This window comes from Alkalicoccus chagannorensis DSM 18086 (assembly GCF_000429725.1).
Lineage (GTDB): Bacteria > Bacillota > Bacilli > Bacillales > Salisediminibacteriaceae > Alkalicoccus > Alkalicoccus chagannorensis.
The window spans coordinates 1-20,473 of sequence record NZ_AUCK01000028.1 but is presented as its reverse complement, the minus strand read 5'-3'; the positions used below and the strand labels follow the sequence as shown (position 1 = coordinate 20,473).

Below are 20,473 nucleotides of genomic sequence, written 5' to 3'. Positions count from 1 at the left end.
GAAAAGCACACGCGTGTTTTTTCTTCCGATGCTTACTCTTCGAACACGACGGACAATACTTCCCCTGTATAGGCGTCGAGGATGATGTCTGCGTCCACGCCGCTCGCTTCGTTCTCAATTTCAATCTCGAACACGAGCCTGCCGTCCTCTTCTTCGAGATCGACACCATCGACTTCGCCTTCGTGCTCCTCCAGTGCTATCGCGACAGCTTCTTCTTCTGACAAAGGTTCCAGCGGTGTCTCTTCCTCCAGCGTAAACAGGTCAATCGAGCCGTTGAAGGCATCCAGTTCCATTCTCCCGCTGCGGTCCTCCACCTGGAACGTGACGCGGTAGTAGGGCGCATGATCCTCTCCCATCCGTTCCACCGTGTCGATGCTCACATCCCCCGACACGGTCTCCTCAACGATGGCGCGCACCTCGTCTTCGCTGAGAACTTCCTGTGCAGGTTCCTCCTCGCCTTCCAGCACCCGCGTCTGTTCCATGTCCAGCACGTCCCCATCCACCGCATCGATCAGCGCCTCGTATTCACCGGAAGCGGTAGTAAAAGACACGTGATACCCGTCGGATTCCAGGTAGAGGTTCGTGACGTCAGCCTGATACCGGTTCTCGATCGCTTCGATCACCGTGCTGCCTTCCATGGTTTCTTCCTGCTGGAAAAAGAACAACAGCACCGCAGCCAGTACCAGTGCGGTCGCCGCAGGAATCATCATCAATTGGATGGTTTTCTTCATACCTGATCCTCCTCCGGAAATTCGACCGTAAAGGTACTTCCCTCTCCAGGGCTGCTGTCGACGTGAATCGTGCCGAGGTGTGATTCCGTAATCTGCTTGGCAATGGAGAGGCCAAGACCCGTTCCTCCGCCGGCCCTCGTACGGGCTTTATCGACCCGGTAAAAGCGGTCGAAAACGAACGGCAGATCTTCCTCTGCCATGCCGATGCCTTGATCTGCGACCTGGCAGATAACCCTGCCCTCTGATCGATAGACGCGCACAGACACCGCATGCTCACTGTATTTCAGTGCATTCTCGATCAGCAGGTACGCGAGCTGCTTCAGCTGCAGTTCATTGCCTTCCATGACAGCACCCTCGTCTGTCTGCACGTCGATCTCCCGTTCATAGACGACGGAGAGCTGCCGGGCCGTCTCGGCAAATAACGGACCCGGGTGCACCGGTCCTCTTTCCGCCGCGCTGTTGTCACCCGAAGCGAGGGCCAGCATCTGGTTGGTCATCTCTTTCATTCTCGAAGCCTCGGAAGAGATCGCCCCGACGGCTTCCTCCAACACTTCCGGCTGGTCCCGTCCACGCCGTTTCAACAGCTGCGCGTAGCTGTCGATTACGGTCAGCGGTGTTTTCAGTTCATGAGAAGCATCGGACACGAACTGCTGCTGCTTCTCGTAGTTCTCACGCAGCAGGTCGATCATGTGATTGAACGTCCGGCCCATGTCCGCCAGCTCGTCCTTGCGTTTTCGTTCCAGATCAATCTTTTTGAACGTTCCCTGTGCTTCAATGTCCTTCATCGTAGACACGAGCGCCTGCACCGGCCGCAGCACAAACCCGCTGAGCGAGCGCGCGGCCAGAAAGGAAGGAAGCAGGATCACCGCCGTTGCCAGGATGAGGACGAAGCGCAGAATCTGCAGCGTCTCCTCGTACATCGGCATCGGCTCTGTCACCTCCAGCGTGACGACCGCGCCCTCCTCCCACAGCAGCGGGACCTGGGCGGAAGCATAAGGGCCCCCTTCAAATTCAAATACCCGCGTCGTCTCTCGGCCTGTCTGCGGCTCCGGTGTCGGAAGCTCGGCCAGGGCGATGTTCTGCGTCGTGACGGTCAACAGGCTGCTGCCATCCGGGCTGATCACCCGGATCATGCCGTCGCCGGATACATAGGATTCCAGAAAGGAGGCCGGGTCCTGGTCCGGCTGCGCACTGACAGCCTCGGTCATCGTCCGGGCCTGATCCAGCGTGCGGTCCTGTTCCCCGTCGAGCAGATTCTGCTGGAACACGAGATAAATGCCGACGTTGACAACGAGGAGGATGACCAGCAGCAGCCCCGTCGAATAGAGCGTCATCCGTTGGGCCAGCTTCATTCGGCTTCATCCTTCAAGACGTAGCCGACCCCGCGGACCGTCTGGACGTACGTACTGTCAAACGGCTTATCCAGCTTCTGCCGCAGGTAGCGGACGTAGACGTCCACGACGTTCGTCTCCCCGGCGTAATCAAACCCCCAGACGCGGTCGAGCAGCTGCTCGCGGGACAACACGTGGTACGGGTGTTCCATCAGATAGATCAGCAGATCGTATTCCCGCGGCGTCAAATCGAGCTTTTCTCCTGCCCGCTTCGCCTCCCGACGCGGCAGGTTCACCTCCACGTCGGCAAACGACAGCGTCTCCTCGCCCTGACTCTGGCTGCCGCCCCCGCGCCGCAGCAGCACACGGATCCGTGCCAGCAGCTCCTCCATATCAAACGGCTTCGTGACATAGTCATCCGCCCCTTGATCCAGGCCGGTCACTTTATCGACCGTCGCATCGCGGGCCGTAAGCATCAGCACCGGCGCCTGTTTGTGCTCACGCCGAATCCGCCGCAGCAGCTCGATCCCGCTCAACCCCGGAAGCATCCCATCCAGAATAAACAGGTGGTAGTCGTTCTCCTGGATGTTCAGCCAGGCTTCCATCCCGTCATGCACGATCGCCACGTCATACCCTTCATACTCCAATTCCAGCTGCAGCACACGCGCTATTTTCTCTTCATCTTCGACAACCAGCAGCTTCTCTTTCATCGAAGCACCCCCCGAATAATCTCATTTTCTTCAGTCTTACTCCTTTTCAAGGGAAAAAGCAAGCGACCAGAAGCGCACGGCGGCCGGAACACGGTGCAGCGCAGGGTGTCATCTGTTCGCCGTACCAAGAAGCAGCCGGCTGCTCCTTCGTCTTGGACTCCGGTCCGGCAGAAACCCCGTCGACTCGGGAGGCTAAGCTCGACGCCCGGCCCCGTAAACCTCGATGCCCCGCGGCAGAACCTTGTCGCCGCGGAGAAAAAGCCCGCCAGATCGCTTCAGCCCCGCCAGACGAGGCGGGATGTACGTCGAGGTATGCGCAGAACCCTGTCGCCGCACGCCGAAACCCCGCCGGCATGAAGCACCCTAAAGCAGGATTTCCGTGCTTCCTGCGCCGCGCGCCGTCTTTCTCCTATGGCATCTTTCTTACAAAAACAAAAAAGCCTTCCGGACAGGAAGGCTTCGGGCAGCAAATGTACTCCGGCAGAGGAAGAGACGATCGTAAAGCAGAAAGACCTCGTTGCTCATCTTTCTCCCTAAAACCATTTCCGGCAGGACGTGCAGTACAGGGCGTCCCCACCTCTTGGAACCTTTCTGCCGCAGGAAGGGCATGGAACAGTTCGCGTCCCCTCCTGCGCGACTTCATCGGCTCCCTTGGACATCATCGCCCCGAGGCGCATCGTCCCACTTCCAATATTGCGGATCATGAACACATACATCAAGGCGGCAATGGCTAACGCTGCGAGCATCGTAAACATGGGCTTCCCTCCTTCCTCTCGTTTACGAAGCAGACCAAGATTGGTTCCCATCCACCGCTTCGTCTCTTCATCACTGCCATGCGCTACCCAACTACCAGCTGCACAAACAGAAAGAGGATCATGCTGGTCATGACACTGATACCGAGCATTTTCTTTTTCTGCTTATCCCAACGCTGCAGCTTCCTGCCCAGTACCAATACCATGCTCATGATCATCAGACTGAACAGCGCGATCAATCCTTGTTCCCCCATCACTCCGCCGTCTCCTTTCTTTCCTTTTGTCTTCGTCCCATGTCCCCGGAAGGCACCTGTCTTTCTGTTCCTTCTCCAAGCTGGAGGAAGTATCTGTTTAAATATCGGGAAGTACTGCGGCGAGTCCCGCCGAAGGAGCAAGCACCGCGACGGCAGAGCCTTTTTGTAACCTCGGTAGTTTTTCCATGATCAACATCCCCTTTTGATCGACTTTTCGTTGGGGTCCAGCTGCTTCAACAGCTTTCGATATTCCCCTGCTTCATCCTCTTCTACTGCAAGCACCGTCGTAAAACCCGACCGCTCGTAGAGACGATTAGCCGGTGCATTGTCTGTATCGACGCCGAGCGCGAGTTCCCGGTAAGAGAGCGAAGCGGCGTACGTGATGAGGTAGTCCAGCAGCAGACGACCGATCCCGCGCCCCTGATCTTCCTTCCGCACGATCATTCTCGACACATACAAACGTCTGCCCGGGATGACATAGTGCGGATCCTCGTGCTCAAACACGAGCGAGGCTTCTCCGCGGCAGAGGCCGTCTTCCACATAAACGAACGTCTCCCGATTCCCCTGCACCAGCTCTTCGTAACACCAGGCAGCCATGTCTTTCTCTTCATCGACATTCCAGATCGCCGAACACCGCTGAAACGTCTCCGGCGTGAGGCGCTCGATCGTGTAGGTACGCATACAAAGGTCCTCCGCATTCCATTTTCTTCAATTCTACAGGAAGTCCCAATCGAATGGTATCCCTTTGAGAAGACTATTTTTCCGTGGGGCCAGCCATCTGGCTCAAAATTCGGACCAGGCGTCTCCTTTTGTTATCCCAGCGGCACCTTCCTCCTTCAAACTGGCTCCATTTCGGAGCTTTGGCTCAAAAAAGCAGCGAAGCGACCGGCCTGAAGCAGATTTCCGCCTGCTTCGAGCAGGCAAGCGTCTCCTTTTTCCCACGAAGCGACGTACTTCCCGTCATTCCTCTCTACAGACCAAAAATGCAGCGGATGGCTGCTGCTGTTCTTTCAGCAGGCGTCTTCATGTCTTTCAGTCGGGAAGCTTCCCGGAGCATAGCGTTCCACGTCTGCTCTTCTGCGGGACGGTCAACGAATGGAAAAAATAGTTTTCCACTATGTCACAGTGTGATACACTCATGCTATGACATAGTCTACTTTTAATATAAAAGGAGCATCCCAATGAGCGACACGCCTGCGAGGGTCATCAAAAAATACATCCCCATGTCCGAGACGGCGTTCTACATTCTGCTTAGCCTGGCGCCGGAACCGCGGCACGGTTACGGCATCATCAAATACGTCGAGTCGATCACCGGCGGCCGGCTCGTGCTCGGGTCTGGAACGGTGTACGGCAGCCTGACGAAGATGCTGAAGGACCACCTGATTCTCGTCTATGCCGATGAAGAACGGAAAAAGACGTATGAAATTACGGATCTCGGAAAAAAGGTCCTTCATACAGAAATGGAGCGGCTGGAGGAGCTGTATCACAATGCCCAGGCGCATAAGGAGGGAAAGTCATGAGCAGCTTCCGCAAGTGGAGACCGTTCTGGAGTTTCCACATTCATCAAACCGAGCGCTGGCTCGAAAAGATGGGAGAAAAGGGATATACGCTGACGGCGGTGGAACCGAAAAAGAGCCGGTTTCATTTCGCCTCCCGCCTTCCCGATTATGAAACGGTAGCCATTACGTATGACAAACAAAAGCGTCATCGACTGCCGAAGGCGATGACAGAAGACGGGTGGAGCGTTTTAGCGACGACTAAAAAGTGGGGCTTTTACGCCAACGAAAAACCAGCTTCGGAAGTGCAGACCTCCGTCGTCCGCAACGACTTGATTGCGCGAAACAACCGACTGACAACCTTCTGGTGGATCTTTTACGGATGGGTCCTCTTCTCGCTGTTGACCCAGGCGATGCTTCTGGGATTCATGTACTTTCAGACCGATGCCGGATTCACCCGGGTCGACAGTCCGTTCTGGTGGATCACGTATACGTTTGCGGCGGTGCAGATCGGGGTGTTTTTCCTTGGAATCTATCACCTGATTGCGCTGAAAAAAGAAGCCTCCCGCCTGCAGGAGAAGCCGCCCTCCCCTTCTCCACCCGAGGCCGCAACGACAAAAAAACACCAGCGCAGTGTGATCAAGCCGTTTTGGATGTACGCACCGGATTCGCTCGAACGGTGGCTGGAGAAACAGGAAGCAGCCGGGTGGCGGCTCGTGCATGTCCGGCCAGGCGGCTTCTGGTTCCAGTTCGCTGCGAAAGAACCTCGGACCGTCGCTTACCAAACGATCCTTCACCGTCGCAGTGATATCGATTCGCCTTCTCTTCACCGAGACGCTGGATGGGAGGCAGTGTATGATAGAGAGAGCGGCTGGCAGCGATGGTCTATCTGGCGGAAGCCTTATGCAGTGCAGGAGGAGAAACCGGACATGTTTGATGACCCGGAAGCGCGAAAAGAGACGGCGCTGCGCGTACCGAAACTGTATACGCTGCTATTTGGCGCGCTGCTGCTGCTCTTATCCTGGAACTTCTTTTCCTTGATGCTTCCGGATGCGCTGGAGCAGGGCTACGGATCGCTTTCGGCGATGCAGCAGTTCAATGTCACGATCTATCCGATCCTGATCGTCAGCTTCCTCCTCATTCTGCTCCGGCTTTGGGCGTATTATGTCCGGGAGCGGCGCCGGGCTCACGCCAAAACGTCCGGCTGAGAAACAGCTGTTTTTCCTCTTTCGCCGCTCGTATGATATGATCACAGCACGATACTTCTTTGAAAAAAAGAGAACTATAAAGGAGAGGTTTACATGTCCAACGCCATTGAAGAAACATCCACCTTTGAGGAAGTTATTGCTTCCGACGAACCTGTCATTGTCCGCTTTACAGCAGGATGGTGCCCGGACTGCCGCCGCATGGAAGCCTTCTTCCCGACGGTAGAGGAACAGTTCGAGCATCTGCCTATGTACGAAGTCGACCGCGATCAGCTCCCGGACATCGCGGACAAATACGATGTCATGGGGATTCCAAGCCTGCTTATCTTCAAAAACGACGAGAAGATCGGTCACCTGCACAGTAAACACGCGAAAACACCGGAAGAGACGCAGGAATTCTTGTCCGGGTATTTCAAGTAATATAAAACTCTAAAAAGTCAACAACCGTCCTCCGGAGCGCCCGGGGGACGGTTGTTGTTCATGCAAGAACGAGTGGGGGCTGCATACAGGGGAAGGCCAAGCGGTGTCAGAACTTCCGAAGTAAGAGAAAGTTAATACATATTTGAACCACTCTCATCATTTCAGCTAATTTATAAAAATACTTTTGCATTTGACACTGAACAAGAGTCCTAGCCAAGTATATTCACCGAAGTAAATAAATTCGGTCGTTAATAATGACAAGGGTTTATAACTTCTACTGATCTAATGATTTTATCTAAGCAGTCATTTGATCACCACAACTCTCAACTGATGTCCTTGTTGCTACACGAAACGCCGAATTGATAAATCGAATGAACGAACTCCATAGCAATACCTTCGCCATAAAGAAACTACTACAATGTATTCTTCATTTAGATAAATGAGGTGAAGATTCAATTTTAAACAGAGTGGCTTTCATGATAAATAATGCAATTGGTATCCAGCCAAAAAAAAGAATAAGTACGGGTAAAAAGTAACTCGCAACCACGTAAGTGCCTATAGATAAAACGATAACTACCGTGGTAAAAGGATGAATGAAACCAAACAAGATTGATTGTTTAAAGTACTCTTTCATTCTCAAATTAAAATGAGCATAAAGAGGAGGGAAATAGACATACAAAAAGGTTAGGACCATCGCAAACAAAAAAACAAAGATGAAAAACAAGATTCCCCAAAAAGATTCCATGTATTGATAGAATAAAAAGTCGACGTACAATATTCCCGTAAGCGCCAAAAAGATAAAACCAACAAACGCTTTTTTAAGGAAATTTTGTTTGTATTCATTCCAAAAAAGAGGGAAAATTGTTATTTTTTGGACTTTTTGTGTAAAGAGTTTTCTCAAAACTGCATATACTGCAAGCGTAGCAGGCATCCACCCAAAAACAATGCCGCCTGCTAAGGTGAATAAAATCCACAGCACATGCAGATAAATTACTCGCAAAACCCACTCAAGAGCATCATTTAACGCTTGATAAAATGGTCCGAACATTATCCATCCCCTCCTTTCTCATCTACTTTATGCATTCAATATCACGGTGAGCTACAAAAAGATCAAACAGAAACAAGCATTGAGGGGATATACAAACAACACAAAGTCTTTCTCATATCCATGATGAGATAGCAATTAATTCCGTTTTCCCTTATACAAAAGGTGAGCTTTTTAAATGTAAAAGTCTTATATTTCCTGAACTCTAATCAGTCAATTATTCTTTTACTGCGCCCCCTAGAATCCCAGAAATGAATTGTTTTTGTAGTATCAAGAACAATATGATTACCGGAACAACGGAGATTGTTGCACCCATCATCACTTGTCCGTAATCAATGCGGGATAGACCAATCAAACTTGATAACGCTACAGGGAGAGTCTCCATCTCACTAGTATTCAACACAACTAAAGGCCACATGAAGTTGTTCCATTGAAACATGAAAAGAAAAATAGCTACGGCTGCAAGAGCAGGTCGCATGGTAGGCAAGGCAACTTTGAAAAAAATCTTCAATTCACCAGCTCCGTCAACACGCGCAGATTCTAATAATGAATAAGGGATAGCTTTCATGTTTTGCCTCATTAGAAATATCGCAAACGGATACGATAGCTGCGGTAATATAACGGCTTGATACGTGTTTAGCCAATCCATAGCAGCAAACATACGGAACAAAGGAATTAACGTGACATGGTAAGGGATCATCATTGCAAGAAGGAGCGTGAAAAAGATTGCTTCTCGTCCTTTAAAAGAATACTTTGCAAAAGCATACCCTGCCATGCTTGCTATTAATACTGCTAATACTGTAAAAGTAACAGCGATGAATAGAGAATTGAACAACGAGCGAAGAATCCCTACTGATTCGTTAAGGTTAGTGAAATTCTCCCATAAAAACTCCCCAGGGATTAATCGAGGCGGCATGTTAAACACTGCTCCCGATGGATTTGTCCCGCCAATGAACATCCAATAAAACGGAAATAAGGAAAGAAGGACACCGATTAATAACAAAACATACAATACTATTTTATTTAGAAGTTTCTCTTTATTCATTAGTCACGGTCACCTCCAACCTTCATCTGTATCCATGACAGTATTGCAATAATTACAACCAAGACATAAGCAATTGAAGAAGCATAGCCAAAATCGAAATACCTGAACCCGTTATTATATAAGTACATAATTACAGTCAATGTAGCATTGTTGGGTCCACCGTCCGTCATTATGTACGGCTCGTCAAATAATTGTAACGTTCCGATTGTCGACAAAACTGTTGTGAAGAGTAATACTGGTTTCAACTGAGGTACCGTAATAGAAAAGAACTTTCTAACCCGTCCAGCTCCATCAATTTCAGCTGCTTCATAGAGATCCTTCGAAATATTTTGCAGACCTGCAAGTAGAATAACCATATTGTACCCAGTCCAACGCCAGGTAATTACTAACATTAATGCGACCTTAGCCCAAAAACCATCAGAGAACCAAGCAATAGGATCAATTCCTAATTGCATTAAAACGAAGTTAACGAGGCCATTATTTGTATCAAGCAGGATCAAAAAAACCAGCGCTGCTGCAACCAAGGATGTTACAGAAGGCAAGAAGAAAGCTGCTCGAAAAAAGCCGTTCATTTTCACGAACGTAGAGTTCAACATGACTGCTAACAAAAGAGCAAGTGACAACATAATTGGGACTTGAACAATTAAGATAAGAAAAGTGTTTCCAAGTGCTGTATAGAACAAATTGTCAGTGAAGAGACGGGCATAGTTGTCGAGCCCCGCAAAAACCATCTCTCCTCCTTCAGAAGTTTGAAAACTCAGTAAAAAAGATGAAATAGCAGGATAAACAGTGAACAATGCAAAAAATAGCACTGCAGGTGCTATAAATACATATGGAGCTGTTTTTGGGTTTATCCAACTTTTTTTTGTTGAAAGAGCTTTCCCCTTTTCATGCGTTGCCATCCTCTTCCCTCCAGTAGTGATCCATCTGAATTTGGTGTTTTTTATATGGGAGCAAGGGTCTGATTACTTTATGTAATCAGACCCTTGAGGTCCCCTGTTCCTTTAATTATTTCTTTCTCTTCCAGTTTCACTTTCAAGGCGGTTAGCTGCATCTTCCAATCCTGGTAAAACTTCCGAGCCCTCTAGAATAATGTCACTTTGAGCATCTTGAATTATATCTTCAGCTCGAGGTGCATCCTCGGTGAAATTTGTAGGCTCGATATCTTCTGCGACATCAGCAAATATTTCAAAAATCGCTGATTCGTTAAAATACCCCACTGGTTCAGAAAAGTATGGCTCATCGTATGTTTCAATTAGAGATGGGAATAAACCATATTCTTCAAAAGCGGCCATTTGAATATCGACATCTGTTGTAAAGAATTCTGCAAAAGCATAAGCAACATCTGGATTCTCACTCTCATTCATTACTGCGATTTCAGAACCCCCGGAGTTAGCTGCCGAAGTGCCCTCTTCTTCAAAGACAGGAAGTTCAAATACATCCCAGAGTCCTTCTTGATCGTCTGCTTGATCCATCAACGTTCCGCTCATCCAGACACCATTAATCGATGTAGCAACCTCTCCATTCACGTGTGAAGAAACAAAAGAATCCCAGTTTGATGCATTATGAATAATACCGCTCTCATACATATCTTGGTATACTTCAAATGACCGTTCAAATTCATCAGATTCTATATCAATATTGCCTTCTTCATCAAAGTAATAGCTTCCTTGCTGGTTAGCAAAAACGCGCGTCAACGCATCGTCTGAAGACACTTCCTGGGACACCATCTGCACACCTACTTCGTCATAAATCTGTTCACCAGCCTCAGCAAAATCATCCCATGTTTCAATTTCATCAGGGTTTACACCTGCTTCTTCAAAATAGTCAACTCGATAGAAGACTCCAGCAGGGCCTATATCCCATGGCATAGCAACGAAATCGCCATCTTCATTTTGGTTATTTTCAACTTTAAATTCTGTGAAATCATCTTCGTATTCATCAAACCCTCGTTCTGAGAGATTCATAAATCCGTCAGGGAATTGATTCATGAAACTATCAATTTGCGGAGCTTCTAGAGATACAACATCTGGAAGACCAGCCCCACCCGAGAGTGCTACAGTTAACTGCTCGACAACATCATCAGTTGAACTATCTTGCACGTCAATCGTGACATCGGGATGTTCTTCCATGAACTCTTCCGCTGCTAATTCTAAAGAAGATGCAGCAATGTTCCATGACCAAACTTCGATTTCCCCAGATAATTCTCCATCACCGTCTGCTCCATTGTTCTCATCCGCGCCATCATTTCCATTATTTTCTTCTTGATCATTTTCGCCACCGCCACACGCTGCTAGGATGGCTACCAGGCTAATCCCCGTCACTGCCAAACGCAAACTTCTCAATGTTTCTTGCTTCTTCATGTTAATTCCCCCTCTTTGAATGCGGTTACAAAGTTTCTTAGTTAAGTTAATTAACTTATTGCAATGGTAGCTTTTTGTCATAAAAAAGTCAACTCTCTTTTATGCCCACACAGCTATGATGTTAACGCTCTCTAACTTTTACTTTAGGTTCAAAAGATCCGGTGTGAAAAGATCCGCTAGCACAATGGTTACGGCCCCAATAACAGTAGCACGATCTTCCAATTCAGATTTGGTGATATCGGTATTTTTCACTTCATCTGTCAAAGCTTTTTTAGAAACGACTTCTTTCAAAGGATCAAGGATGAAATTGTCCGCTTTAGACACGCCTCCACCGATAATAAGCTTTGCAGGATTCATTAAATTGATCATGTTTGTCATGCCAATACCTAAATATTTTCCGGTCTCGCTCAAAATATCTTGAGATAATTCATCGCCTTCAATTGCACATTGGTAAATAAGCTCACCGCTGATTTCATCCCTTGTTGATGTTTTATTCATTAATAAAGACTTTCTTCCGAAGGATAATTCACGAATTGCCCTTTCAGCAATTGAATCTCCTCCAGCCACGGTTTGAAGACAACCGTAACTTCCACATGAACACTTTCTTCCATTCAAATCAATGATCGTATGACCAACCTCCCCTGCAACTGAATTATTCCCGTGGTACAAGCGATTGTTAAAGATGATTCCTGCACCTATACCAACACCGACGTTGACACAAATCAAATTGTCGAATCCACGCCCGGCTCCAAACCATAATTCGCCCAACGCCATAGCCTTTGCATCATTCTCAACGAAAACCGGAAGATTCACGGCCTCCTTCAATGAATCTTTAATGGGAATCTCCCGTAAATGATAACTTGGCGCAAACCTTGCAACTCCCTTCTCATTGTCTACAATGCCATGCATACCAACACCTACCCCGACAATCTGCTCCTTCTTGACATTAGATACTGTAATTAAAGACTTAATCATTTTTATCATCAACATTGTCAACTCGTCGGAAGAGATATCTTTATGCAGATCCACTTGATCATTGACTATTTCTTTCGCATTTAAATCCGTTAATACTCCTCTTATTTTTCGAGCGCCAACATCCAATCCAATAGCGAAAAATTGACGATCGTTAATGGTTAAAAGAACTGGTTTTCGCCCACCTTTTGAGGTACCCATGTCACTCTCTTTAACTAGATTCGATTCAATCAATTCACCTACAAGTTTTGTGACTGTCGGGGGGGTTAGTTTCGTTTCTTTAGCAATCTCGGCCCGAGAAACAGCACCCGCAGATCGAATTTTATTCAAAACTAGCGAACGATTGAGCGATTTCATCAATTGAAAGCTACCAGTAATGTTTGACATTGCCATATCCATCTCTCCTATCAAGATCGATTACGTTGAAATTTATAGCATATAAACATCATTCTCCCTTACATCGAGTAAGGCTTCAAGGTAAAATATCGTTAAAGACTTTTGAAAAGCTCTTCATCTTTTAGGGAATTACAAACTTTTAGAACCAAAAATCCATCAGTATCTAAGAGGTCGCTAAAATCCTTCTTTCATTTTTATGCCACTTAATTAAAATCTATTTATTTACATTTAACTCCCTAGTAAATCAAGTTTCTAGCCCTGATTATACAGCGTAAAACTTCAACACGGACCTTGTTAATTAATTAATTTAATTAATATATAGTTTCGTTATTAATATTCATCAAAATCGTCTCGTTTTTAACAAACTAATTCCGTTTTTTGATAAAGAAAAAATGAAACCGATTACTTATAATAATAGATATTACAAAGAAGGAGGTAAAACGATGAAACTTCAAATGGGAAATGCGTATTTAGAAATGGGCTCGAAATACCTCACAACATTACGTGATTCGAATGACATTTTAGGGGATTTCAACAGGTTATCTGAAAGACTAGCAGAAGACGGATATCTACTCATCCGTCAATTTCACAACAAAGAGAATATACAACTTGCTCGTCAGGCACTTGTTGACCGGTTAAATAACCAAGGGAAAATCAATACCGATTATCCTCTGATTGATGCTATTGCCAAAGAAGATGTAAAAGGATCTTTTTTTGGCGGTGTTCCCTCTGATGAAAATCAAGATCTAGCTCCTTTTTATGAGCTCGTAACGAATGAAGAGGTTATGGATTTTTTTAGTCATTTACTTGGAGAGGAAGCACTTACTCTTGACTACAAGTGGCCACGTGCCGTTCCACCAGGAGGAAACACAGGTGCACATTACGATATCGTTTACATGGGCCGTGGAACAAAAGATTTGTATACGATGTGGACACCTTTAGGTAATGTCACTTATGAGCAAGGTCCATTAGCTATGCTGCTTGGATCGCAACATTTTGAAAAAGTCAAAAATTCTTACGGGAAAATGGACGTTGATCGTGATCATGTTGAAACAGGGTGGTTTTCGAATGATCCTATCGAACTTGTAGACCATTTCAATGGACAGTGGGCTACAACCGAATTTGAGGCTGGAGATGTTATTATTTTCGGCATGTTCATGATGCACAGTTCTTTCAATAATGACTCTGATTCTTTTAGAATGAGTGCAGATACAAGATATCAAGCAGCATCCGAAGCCACAGATGAGCGATGGGTCGGTAAAAACCCTAAAGGACACTATGCATGGGGCAAAGAAAAAGACCTTATAACAGTAGAAGAAGCAAGAAAGACTTGGGGATTATAAAGTAAAAACGGCCGTCTTCTCTTTTCACTCTTAAAGAAAGACGGCCGCGATAATTCGTATCGGAAGTGCTATCGGTAGATCAATTCACGGATTAATCAAGAAAGGAGAACCCGATGCACATAAAAATTATGAAGTCTTTGTGGGGGATGGAAGCTCCGATAGATGAAATATTAAAGAGTATTCATGATCAAGGGTATGACGGTGTTGAAGGACCTCTTGTACGAAATGAGGATCGAGCTGTTTTTAAAGAATTGCTCAAAGCATACCAGTTAGATTTTATCCCGCAAATAAATACTCAAGGCGATCATAGTGACTCATTTCAAAGTCAAGTGTATGAAGCTATGTCTTTTAACCCTTTGAAAATCAATAGTCACAGCGGAAAGGATTCAATGAGATTCAAGGACAAAGTAGCTTTCTTTCACAACAGCATTGAGATTGAAAAGCAGATGAATATCCCGATTTCCCATGAAACTCACAGATCCAGAATCTTATTTACTCCATGGGAAACAGCTGAAATATTAAAAGAAGTACCGGAGTTGAGGATCACAGCTGATTTCAGCCATTGGTGCTGTGTATGCGAAAGAATGTTAGATGATTTTAAAGACGAGTTGGATATCGCCATTCGTCATACCGAACATATTCATGGTCGTGTAGGTTTTGAACAAGGTCCGCAAGTATCTGACCCACGTGCTCCAGAATTTCAACCTTACTTATTAACATTTGAGAAATGGTGGCAGCAAATCTATGACTTTCACCAGCAGCAACATGCTTCATCTTTGACTTTCACCCCTGAATATGGTCCTCCGCATTATTTACAAACCATTCCATACACGAAGCAGCCGATGGTAGATTTAGACGAGCTGTGCCTAGAAATGGGTTCAAGATTTAAAAGCATGTTAAAAAAATAGAGCCAGGAGAAAATACATCCTCCCATCTTTTACTGTAAAATCAAATTTAGAGAGGTGATATTTTTGTGCATATTAAAAGCGCGATTGTGAATCACAACAAAGGATGGAAGATGGAAAAACATGTTCACCCAGAACCAGAATTGACTGTCGTATTAAAAGGTTATGGGCATATTCATATGAACAATTCATCTGATCGAATTGTCCCTGGAACTGCGTTACTTATTCAAGGTCAGCACGAGCACTCCTATACATCTGACACGGATATACAATTTGCTATTATTCACATTAATCGAGATCTCATAAAAGATGTCCAACCTTTTTTTTCTATGGGAGAGCCAAAGAAAATATGGTTTCTTCCTACACCGCTGCTATTTGAATACGAGCAACTTTTTCACTTATGGCTCAAAGCTATTTCTAGAAGTTCAGCCCCCCTTATTCTTACAAATTGGATGTATTTATTACTGAATTTCGTTGAACAAACAGCTAACAACCTCACACTTCCGTTAACCATACAGGAGGCCGGAAAATATATTGAAACACATTTGCATCAACCGTTAAAAATATCAAAACTAGCAAAGTCGTCTGGCCTGAGTGAATCTGGATTCAGAAAGAAGTTCCAAGCTGTCTATCACCAGTCACCTAAAGAGTTTCAACAACTAAAACGATTTGAAGAAGCATGTTGGAGACTAAGAGCAACTAACGAGACTATAGAAGAAATCTCCGGCGTCCTCGGCTTCCATACCGTCCATTCATTTAGTAAATGGTTTCGCGAAACCAGCGATGTTTCCCCCAGAGAATGGCGTAAACAACAGCAACAATTATAATAATTACATACATGGAGGATTACATTTTTCTTTCGACTAATCTCCATTTTACTTCACAAAGTGTCGACTCGTATCACTACAATTGTGTCAGATAATGAGGGATATGAAAGAGAAAAAATATATTTTTATCACCTCTAGTCCATTCTTCAAAGAAAAAAAGGCTTTTAAACTGCAGCTTATGTCCTTTCTTCCTTTTCCAATCAAATCGCTGTCATTTGTCTTCGTCAGGGAAGCTAAAAGCACAAACCTAATATGCTGATACTTCCTCAAGTTATGCAACCTATCGAAATTAAATGCGGGTGAGTCGCTTCACTTCATTTTAGATCCTCGGCTCAGGATGCGAGCCACTTCAGTTCCACCAAAACTAGGACGTTTCACCACAGCTCCGCTCCTACGTTGATCCTCTTCCTCCCTTTTCAGCCTTCCTTTTGATATGATGAAATCGATGAACGTGACCACGTTTAGAGGAGGAGAACGCATGAATCATTTTATCGCTCACCGGGGATGGTCGGACCGGGCTCCGGAAAATACCCACCGCGCCTTCCAGCTTGCAGCGGAGCATCCGCAGGTGGATATGATCGAACTTGATGTGCAGGAAACGAAGGATGGAGAACTGGTCGTTATCCACGATTTCACCGTCGACCGGACGACGAACGGATCCGGGCTCGTGGCCGCGCATACGCTTGCGGAGCTGAAGGAGCTTGTCATCAAGGAGAAGCTGTATGGACAGGCTTTCGAAGAACGCATTCCGACGCTGCAGGAGGTCTTCGAACAGCTGCCGGAAGACATGCTGCTCGATATTGAAATCAAGAAAGCGGGAGACCTGTATCCGACGATCGAAGAAAAGCTTGTGCAGCTGATCGTCGATCACGACATGCAGGATCGCGTGATGATTACGTCGTTTGATCACGAAAGCATCCAAAAAATCAATCAGCTGAACCCTTCCCTGCGAAAGGGGCTGCTTATTTACGGCCGGCCGGTCATGCTGGAAGAACAGCTTCGAGCGACAGGTTCGACGCTCCTTGCCATCCACTACAGCTTTCTTACCAAAGCGGTCGTGGACGCCATGCAGCAGGCAGGTATCGAGATCGGCGTCTGGACCGTTGATGACCCACAGGAAATGAAGCGCATCCTGGACCTGGATCCGGCGATCAGGATCGCGACGAACGATCTGACCCTTACAACCGATTGGGCGGAAGCCTAACCGCCGGAACAGCGCCGAGAGGCTTTTTGTTAAAGCAGCTGCTTTCTACCGTCTCCCCTGAACCTACTCAAAAAAACGTGCCGGAACCTCCCCTTATGGAGCGAAGTCTCGGCACGTTTTTCTATCCATGAAAAGAAAAGCGCGGATGGAGCCGTCGCTCCTTTTTCTTTCTCGCGTCCCTCTTCTGGTATATACTCTATCTAAAGGAAGTAACTGGTTATCCACATACCGGCAGCTGGCCTGTACCATTCGCTGCACGTTGGTATCCGTATGCCCAATAAAGGAAAGAAGAGAGGAATGAGACGATGAAAGAGAAAGAACCAGCTCCGACCTGGAGAAAGAGATACGTTGTCGTTTTTACTTTCGCTCTCATTCTTAGTTCCGGCTTCGTTCTACAGGAGTTTTTTAACAGAGACTACGGGGAGCCGATGAATGCCTGGTACGGGTTCGTTGGTTCGCTGATCGCAGGACTCGGAATCATCGGACTCGCTGTCGCCGATCATGTGAGCGGATTGTACAAGAGCAGGAGCAACCTTATGATGGTCATAGCATGCGGGGGGATCTTTATCGCCGGCGGTTCCATCTCCCTCTATTATCAAATCATGTATTGAGACGGCGCTACGCCGGAGGACAACTTGAAAAGGACGGTGATCGAAATCAAGTATACGGCTATTGGCGCATTCCTCGGAGTCGCTTTTCTCATTACTGCCATCGCTGTGGCAGTCGAGTCTTTTACCACAACAGATCCGGGAGACCTGACCGCGCCATCCAGCGCTGCAGTCGAAAATTACATAGAGGAAGAACACCTCGATCCTATTAAGATTGCGGAATTCGAAACGAAAACCTTTGTTTTCACCGAGAGCAGCGAGCACACCCTGCAGGAAACAGAGGAGTCTGGTGACCTTTCCATTTCTTCGTCCTCATGGAGCAGCAACAACGCCAAGGTGACCGTCGGTGTCAGAGAGACGGAAACGCCGATGGCCTATGTCCTTTTCCAGGACGAAACGTTGTACGAGGAAGCAGAGCAGATCCATATTTCTTCTGACAATCAGGACATGATTCACGATACAGGATCCGGGGACAGAGCCGCCATCATCTCCTATGGCCGGGCCGAGCTTGATACCGACTACGACGTCACGTTTTATGATTCCGACGGACAGGTCCTTTACGAAGAAACGCCCGTGTCGTCGACGATGGGGCATGCGGTCGAGTAGAAGCATGTAATTTTCGGAAGGGAGGGCGTGCCACGATGACATCCTATGGTAAGGTGCTTCTTCCGCAGCGAGAACGCTTAAGGAGGAAAATCAGCCTGATTGCATTGGCGTTCGCACTTTTGAGTACTTCCGCTGCCTGCGGAGGCCAGGAGCAGGGAACAATTGTCGATGGGCTCGAGCATGAAGATAGGTGGGACCAGATTCTGGTCGTTCCTGACATCGACGAAGAAGCGCTGCAGGAGAAATCGAGCAGCGAGTGGATCGAAGCAGCGCAGGACCGGGACGGTGCCTATTATGGGGTTGACCCTGATGAAAACGAAGACCTCGACATCGGCATGCAGGTACTGATGAAGTGGAGCGGAACGCAGGAGGACTCTCTCCCTCCACAGCGGGAAGCAGACAGCATCGTTGTACTATCTGAATAGGCGAAAAACGAAGGGTGGCGTCTACCGTGGAGACGCCACCCTGAAGAAGAAAGGCGATACTTTTCTCCCAGCTTCTCTGCCCTTCTGCCACCTCTATGCTCCTTTACCACCATTCCTCAATCTTCGTTGCCGGAATCATTCTGTTGAACCGACGATGCCTCTGTTTCCTCCCCGTACTTCTCTTTCAGATATTGACCGAGAATCGAGTCGTTGACTCCCTTTTTGACAGCCGATTCGATGACAAAATAGAGAATGTACATACCGACTGCACTGAAAATGAAAAAACCAATAAGACCTCCCATGCCAGTCCCTCCTGTTTAAGCCATATTATTCTCCAATCTATTTCATATAAAGACGGTTCGCCATGCTGTTTCTATAAATGAGTCCGTCAGCCATGATCCTCTTCTCTAAATAACTTCTCCAACGACATCTTCTCTCCGTTTCTGCGGGTATCTTCCACGAAAGACAGAGCAGCACCGCCTATTTGATTCTTACGATGTCGAAACTCCGCCATCAAAGCATCTCCTTCATAGCCTTCCTTGATTAGATCTTGTAGAATCTCCTCTGAAAAGTCGTTAAAACCCACGTCTGTTGATTAGCCAATAACTACCACAAAAAATAGAAAAGAAGACACCGACCTGATAAGATGTAAAGCGTCTAAACCAACATCATCAGAGAAGGTGTCTCCCATGAATCAGTTTACCACAATTTCCGCTTTATTTGATCAATTGATTGCCGAAGAAGAGCTTGAACAATGCTTAAAAACATACGGCTACGAGGATGTTGCCCGTAAATTTCGTGTTCGAGATCTGATTGATTTTCTTTTAGCTGCCGCCCTCGAGAAATGGGAAGGCTACCGGGATGGCGCCGATCAGATGGCTGCTTCCGATCTTGCTCCTGTGAACTTTTCTACGATCAGTAAGAAGGCAACGGAGTTGCCATACGAAGTGATCAAGGATCTGTTTCATCTCTTGGTAACCCGATGTAATCGGGCTCAGCGTCGATCAAAACCAATCAAACATGCGTTACTTCTGATCGATTCTACAACGATGACGGTTGGAGAAACTCGACTCCCCTGGGCTCCTTTTCACGGAAAACGTTCAGGAATCAAACTGCATGTCGCCTATACACCCGAGACCGGCATGCCGTTTGAAGTCAAAGAAACGATTGGACGGGTCCATGATGGACCCGCAGGCGTATCTTTAGCTAATCGCTCATTTATTCTTGTGGCAGACCGTGCATACGGCAAACATGCCCAGTTGGATGAGTACGAAAGACAAGATCAGCGTTTTGTCATTCGCCTAAGAGAGAACGTCAAATACCATCGCCCTCACGGGCTTCAACGTTTTGTCCCAACCCATTCGAACGTGACAGACGACATCACCTGTCAACTTGGAACGGAACAATCCCGAACCGCGCACCGGTTTCGGGTGGTTACATTTCATGACCACAAAGGTCACCCGATCCGTGTTGCAACAAACATACGCGATCTCTCAGCAGAAGCGATTGCATCCATGTATCAGACGCGTTGGCAGATCGAATCGTTCTTTCAATGGATCAAGGGGCAGTTGAATGTACCGGTTCTGTTTGGCACGACGAAAAATGCGGTCTTTTCTCAGCTGTTTGCGGCACTGATGGCATATATCCTTGTGAAATGGGTCTTTGAATCCGTTAAAAAAATCGTCCGAAAACCTTTATCTCTAAAGGGTTTTCTGCGCATGTTCCTGCATCATACGCTTCCTTTAGAATGGAAAAGCGCCCTGGCCACCTGGTTGTATGAACGGAGAACCAAGGGCTATTTATCAAACCTAAATTTTGGTTAATCAACAGACGTG

Annotated in this window: 24 protein-coding genes; 11 read left to right on the top strand and 13 right to left on the bottom strand. The window is 46.9% G+C overall.

Annotation, left to right across the window (positions count from 1 at the left end):
- Positions 1–32: 32 nt before the first annotated feature.
- The 6 genes from G477_RS0112575 to G477_RS19580 form a co-directional block, all read right to left on the bottom strand.
- On the bottom strand, positions 33–731 hold the full coding sequence (locus tag G477_RS0112575; RefSeq protein WP_026698250.1) for a PepSY domain-containing protein: 699 nt from the start codon (positions 729–731) through the stop codon (positions 33–35).
- A complete protein-coding gene (locus G477_RS0112570) occupies positions 728–2,083 on the bottom strand; it encodes a HAMP domain-containing sensor histidine kinase (protein ID WP_026698249.1) in 1,356 nt (451 codons plus the stop codon). Before G477_RS0112570 ends, G477_RS0112575 begins: the two co-directional genes overlap by 4 nt.
- Positions 2,080–2,772, bottom strand: a complete 693-nt coding sequence (locus G477_RS0112565; protein WP_026698248.1) for a response regulator transcription factor — start codon at positions 2,770–2,772, stop codon at positions 2,080–2,082. The genes G477_RS0112570 and G477_RS0112565 overlap by 4 nt, the downstream gene beginning before the upstream one ends.
- A gap of 533 nt (positions 2,773–3,305) precedes the next feature.
- Positions 3,306–3,527 (bottom strand): hypothetical protein, encoded by a 222-nt coding sequence (locus tag G477_RS0112560; RefSeq protein WP_026698247.1) that lies wholly within the window; start codon positions 3,525–3,527, stop codon positions 3,306–3,308.
- Between the two features lie 83 nt (positions 3,528–3,610).
- Positions 3,611–3,781 carry a hypothetical protein gene (locus G477_RS21230; RefSeq protein ID WP_156897349.1) on the bottom strand — a complete coding sequence of 57 codons (171 nt, stop codon included), beginning with the start codon at positions 3,779–3,781 and terminating at the stop codon, positions 3,611–3,613.
- Positions 3,782–3,967: 186 nt separating this feature from the next.
- Positions 3,968–4,459, bottom strand: a complete 492-nt coding sequence (locus G477_RS19580; RefSeq protein WP_051288003.1) for a GNAT family N-acetyltransferase — start codon at positions 4,457–4,459, stop codon at positions 3,968–3,970.
- A gap of 500 nt (positions 4,460–4,959) precedes the next feature.
- On the opposite strand from G477_RS19580, the gene G477_RS0112540 reads away from it, so the two are divergent.
- The 3 genes from G477_RS0112540 (at position 4,960) to G477_RS0112530 (ending at position 6,899) form a co-directional block, all read left to right on the top strand.
- Positions 4,960–5,298, top strand: a complete 339-nt coding sequence (locus G477_RS0112540) for a PadR family transcriptional regulator (RefSeq protein ID WP_205622340.1) — start codon at positions 4,960–4,962, stop codon at positions 5,296–5,298.
- Complete coding sequence (locus G477_RS0112535) at positions 5,295–6,482, top strand: DUF2812 domain-containing protein (protein ID WP_026698245.1); 1,188 nt, start codon at positions 5,295–5,297, stop codon at positions 6,480–6,482. The genes G477_RS0112540 and G477_RS0112535 overlap by 4 nt, the downstream gene beginning before the upstream one ends.
- Before the next feature lie 93 nt (positions 6,483–6,575).
- Positions 6,576–6,899, top strand: a complete 324-nt coding sequence (locus G477_RS0112530) for a thioredoxin family protein (protein ID WP_026698244.1) — start codon at positions 6,576–6,578, stop codon at positions 6,897–6,899.
- A gap of 427 nt (positions 6,900–7,326) precedes the next feature.
- On the opposite strand, the gene G477_RS0112525 is transcribed toward G477_RS0112530, so the two are convergent.
- The 5 genes from G477_RS0112525 to G477_RS0112505 all read right to left on the bottom strand — a co-directional run bounded on the left by G477_RS0112525 (position 7,327) and on the right by G477_RS0112505 (position 12,717).
- Entirely contained in the window at positions 7,327–7,947 is a 621-nt protein-coding gene (locus tag G477_RS0112525; RefSeq protein WP_026698243.1) for a YesL family protein, read from the bottom strand.
- A gap of 214 nt (positions 7,948–8,161) precedes the next feature.
- The gene (locus G477_RS0112520; RefSeq protein ID WP_026698242.1) at positions 8,162–8,989 is read right to left on the bottom strand and encodes a carbohydrate ABC transporter permease; all 828 of its coding nucleotides are present in this window, start codon (positions 8,987–8,989) and stop codon (positions 8,162–8,164) included.
- A complete protein-coding gene (locus tag G477_RS0112515; RefSeq protein WP_026698241.1) occupies positions 8,989–9,891 on the bottom strand; it encodes a carbohydrate ABC transporter permease in 903 nt (300 codons plus the stop codon). Before G477_RS0112515 ends, G477_RS0112520 begins: the two co-directional genes overlap by 1 nt.
- Positions 9,892–9,993: 102 nt before the next feature.
- On the bottom strand, positions 9,994–11,352 hold the full coding sequence (locus tag G477_RS0112510; protein WP_051288001.1) for an ABC transporter substrate-binding protein: 1,359 nt from the start codon (positions 11,350–11,352) through the stop codon (positions 9,994–9,996).
- Between the two features lie 138 nt (positions 11,353–11,490).
- The gene (locus G477_RS0112505; RefSeq protein WP_245575509.1) at positions 11,491–12,717 is read right to left on the bottom strand and encodes an ROK family transcriptional regulator; all 1,227 of its coding nucleotides are present in this window, start codon (positions 12,715–12,717) and stop codon (positions 11,491–11,493) included.
- 446 nt (positions 12,718–13,163) lie between these two features.
- Here G477_RS0112505 and G477_RS0112500 point away from each other — a divergent pair, with 446 nt between their 5' ends.
- From G477_RS0112500 to G477_RS0112470, 7 genes are all read left to right on the top strand, one after another.
- Positions 13,164–14,063, top strand: a complete 900-nt coding sequence (locus G477_RS0112500; RefSeq protein ID WP_026698238.1) for a phytanoyl-CoA dioxygenase family protein — start codon at positions 13,164–13,166, stop codon at positions 14,061–14,063.
- A gap of 113 nt (positions 14,064–14,176) precedes the next feature.
- Positions 14,177–14,971, top strand: coding sequence for a sugar phosphate isomerase/epimerase family protein (locus G477_RS0112495; protein ID WP_026698237.1), 795 nt, complete (start codon positions 14,177–14,179; stop codon positions 14,969–14,971).
- Between the two features lie 65 nt (positions 14,972–15,036).
- Complete coding sequence (locus G477_RS0112490) at positions 15,037–15,795, top strand: helix-turn-helix domain-containing protein (RefSeq protein ID WP_026698236.1); 759 nt, start codon at positions 15,037–15,039, stop codon at positions 15,793–15,795.
- Between the two features lie 478 nt (positions 15,796–16,273).
- Positions 16,274–16,999, top strand: a complete 726-nt coding sequence (locus G477_RS0112485) for a glycerophosphodiester phosphodiesterase (protein WP_026698235.1) — start codon at positions 16,274–16,276, stop codon at positions 16,997–16,999.
- Between the two features lie 305 nt (positions 17,000–17,304).
- Entirely contained in the window at positions 17,305–17,610 is a 306-nt protein-coding gene (locus G477_RS0112480) for a hypothetical protein (RefSeq protein ID WP_026698234.1), read from the top strand.
- 24 nt (positions 17,611–17,634) lie between these two features.
- Positions 17,635–18,213, top strand: a complete 579-nt coding sequence (locus G477_RS0112475) for a hypothetical protein (RefSeq protein WP_026698233.1) — start codon at positions 17,635–17,637, stop codon at positions 18,211–18,213.
- Between the two features lie 35 nt (positions 18,214–18,248).
- The gene (locus G477_RS0112470) at positions 18,249–18,638 is read left to right on the top strand and encodes a DUF3221 domain-containing protein (RefSeq protein ID WP_026698232.1); all 390 of its coding nucleotides are present in this window, start codon (positions 18,249–18,251) and stop codon (positions 18,636–18,638) included.
- A gap of 116 nt (positions 18,639–18,754) precedes the next feature.
- Here the strand turns inward: G477_RS0112470 and G477_RS19575 are convergent, their stop codons facing one another.
- Together G477_RS19575 and G477_RS21615 are read right to left on the bottom strand one after the other, a co-directional pair.
- Positions 18,755–18,940 (bottom strand): hypothetical protein, encoded by a 186-nt coding sequence (locus G477_RS19575; RefSeq protein ID WP_035212009.1) that lies wholly within the window; start codon positions 18,938–18,940, stop codon positions 18,755–18,757.
- 86 nt (positions 18,941–19,026) lie between these two features.
- Entirely contained in the window at positions 19,027–19,152 is a 126-nt protein-coding gene (locus G477_RS21615; RefSeq protein WP_281171151.1) for a hypothetical protein, read from the bottom strand.
- A 175-nt stretch (positions 19,153–19,327) separates the two neighbouring features.
- On the opposite strand from G477_RS21615, the gene G477_RS0112455 reads away from it, so the two are divergent.
- Positions 19,328–20,461, top strand: a complete 1,134-nt coding sequence (locus G477_RS0112455) for an IS4 family transposase (RefSeq protein ID WP_026697487.1) — start codon at positions 19,328–19,330, stop codon at positions 20,459–20,461.
- Positions 20,462–20,473: the final 12 nt, after the last annotated feature.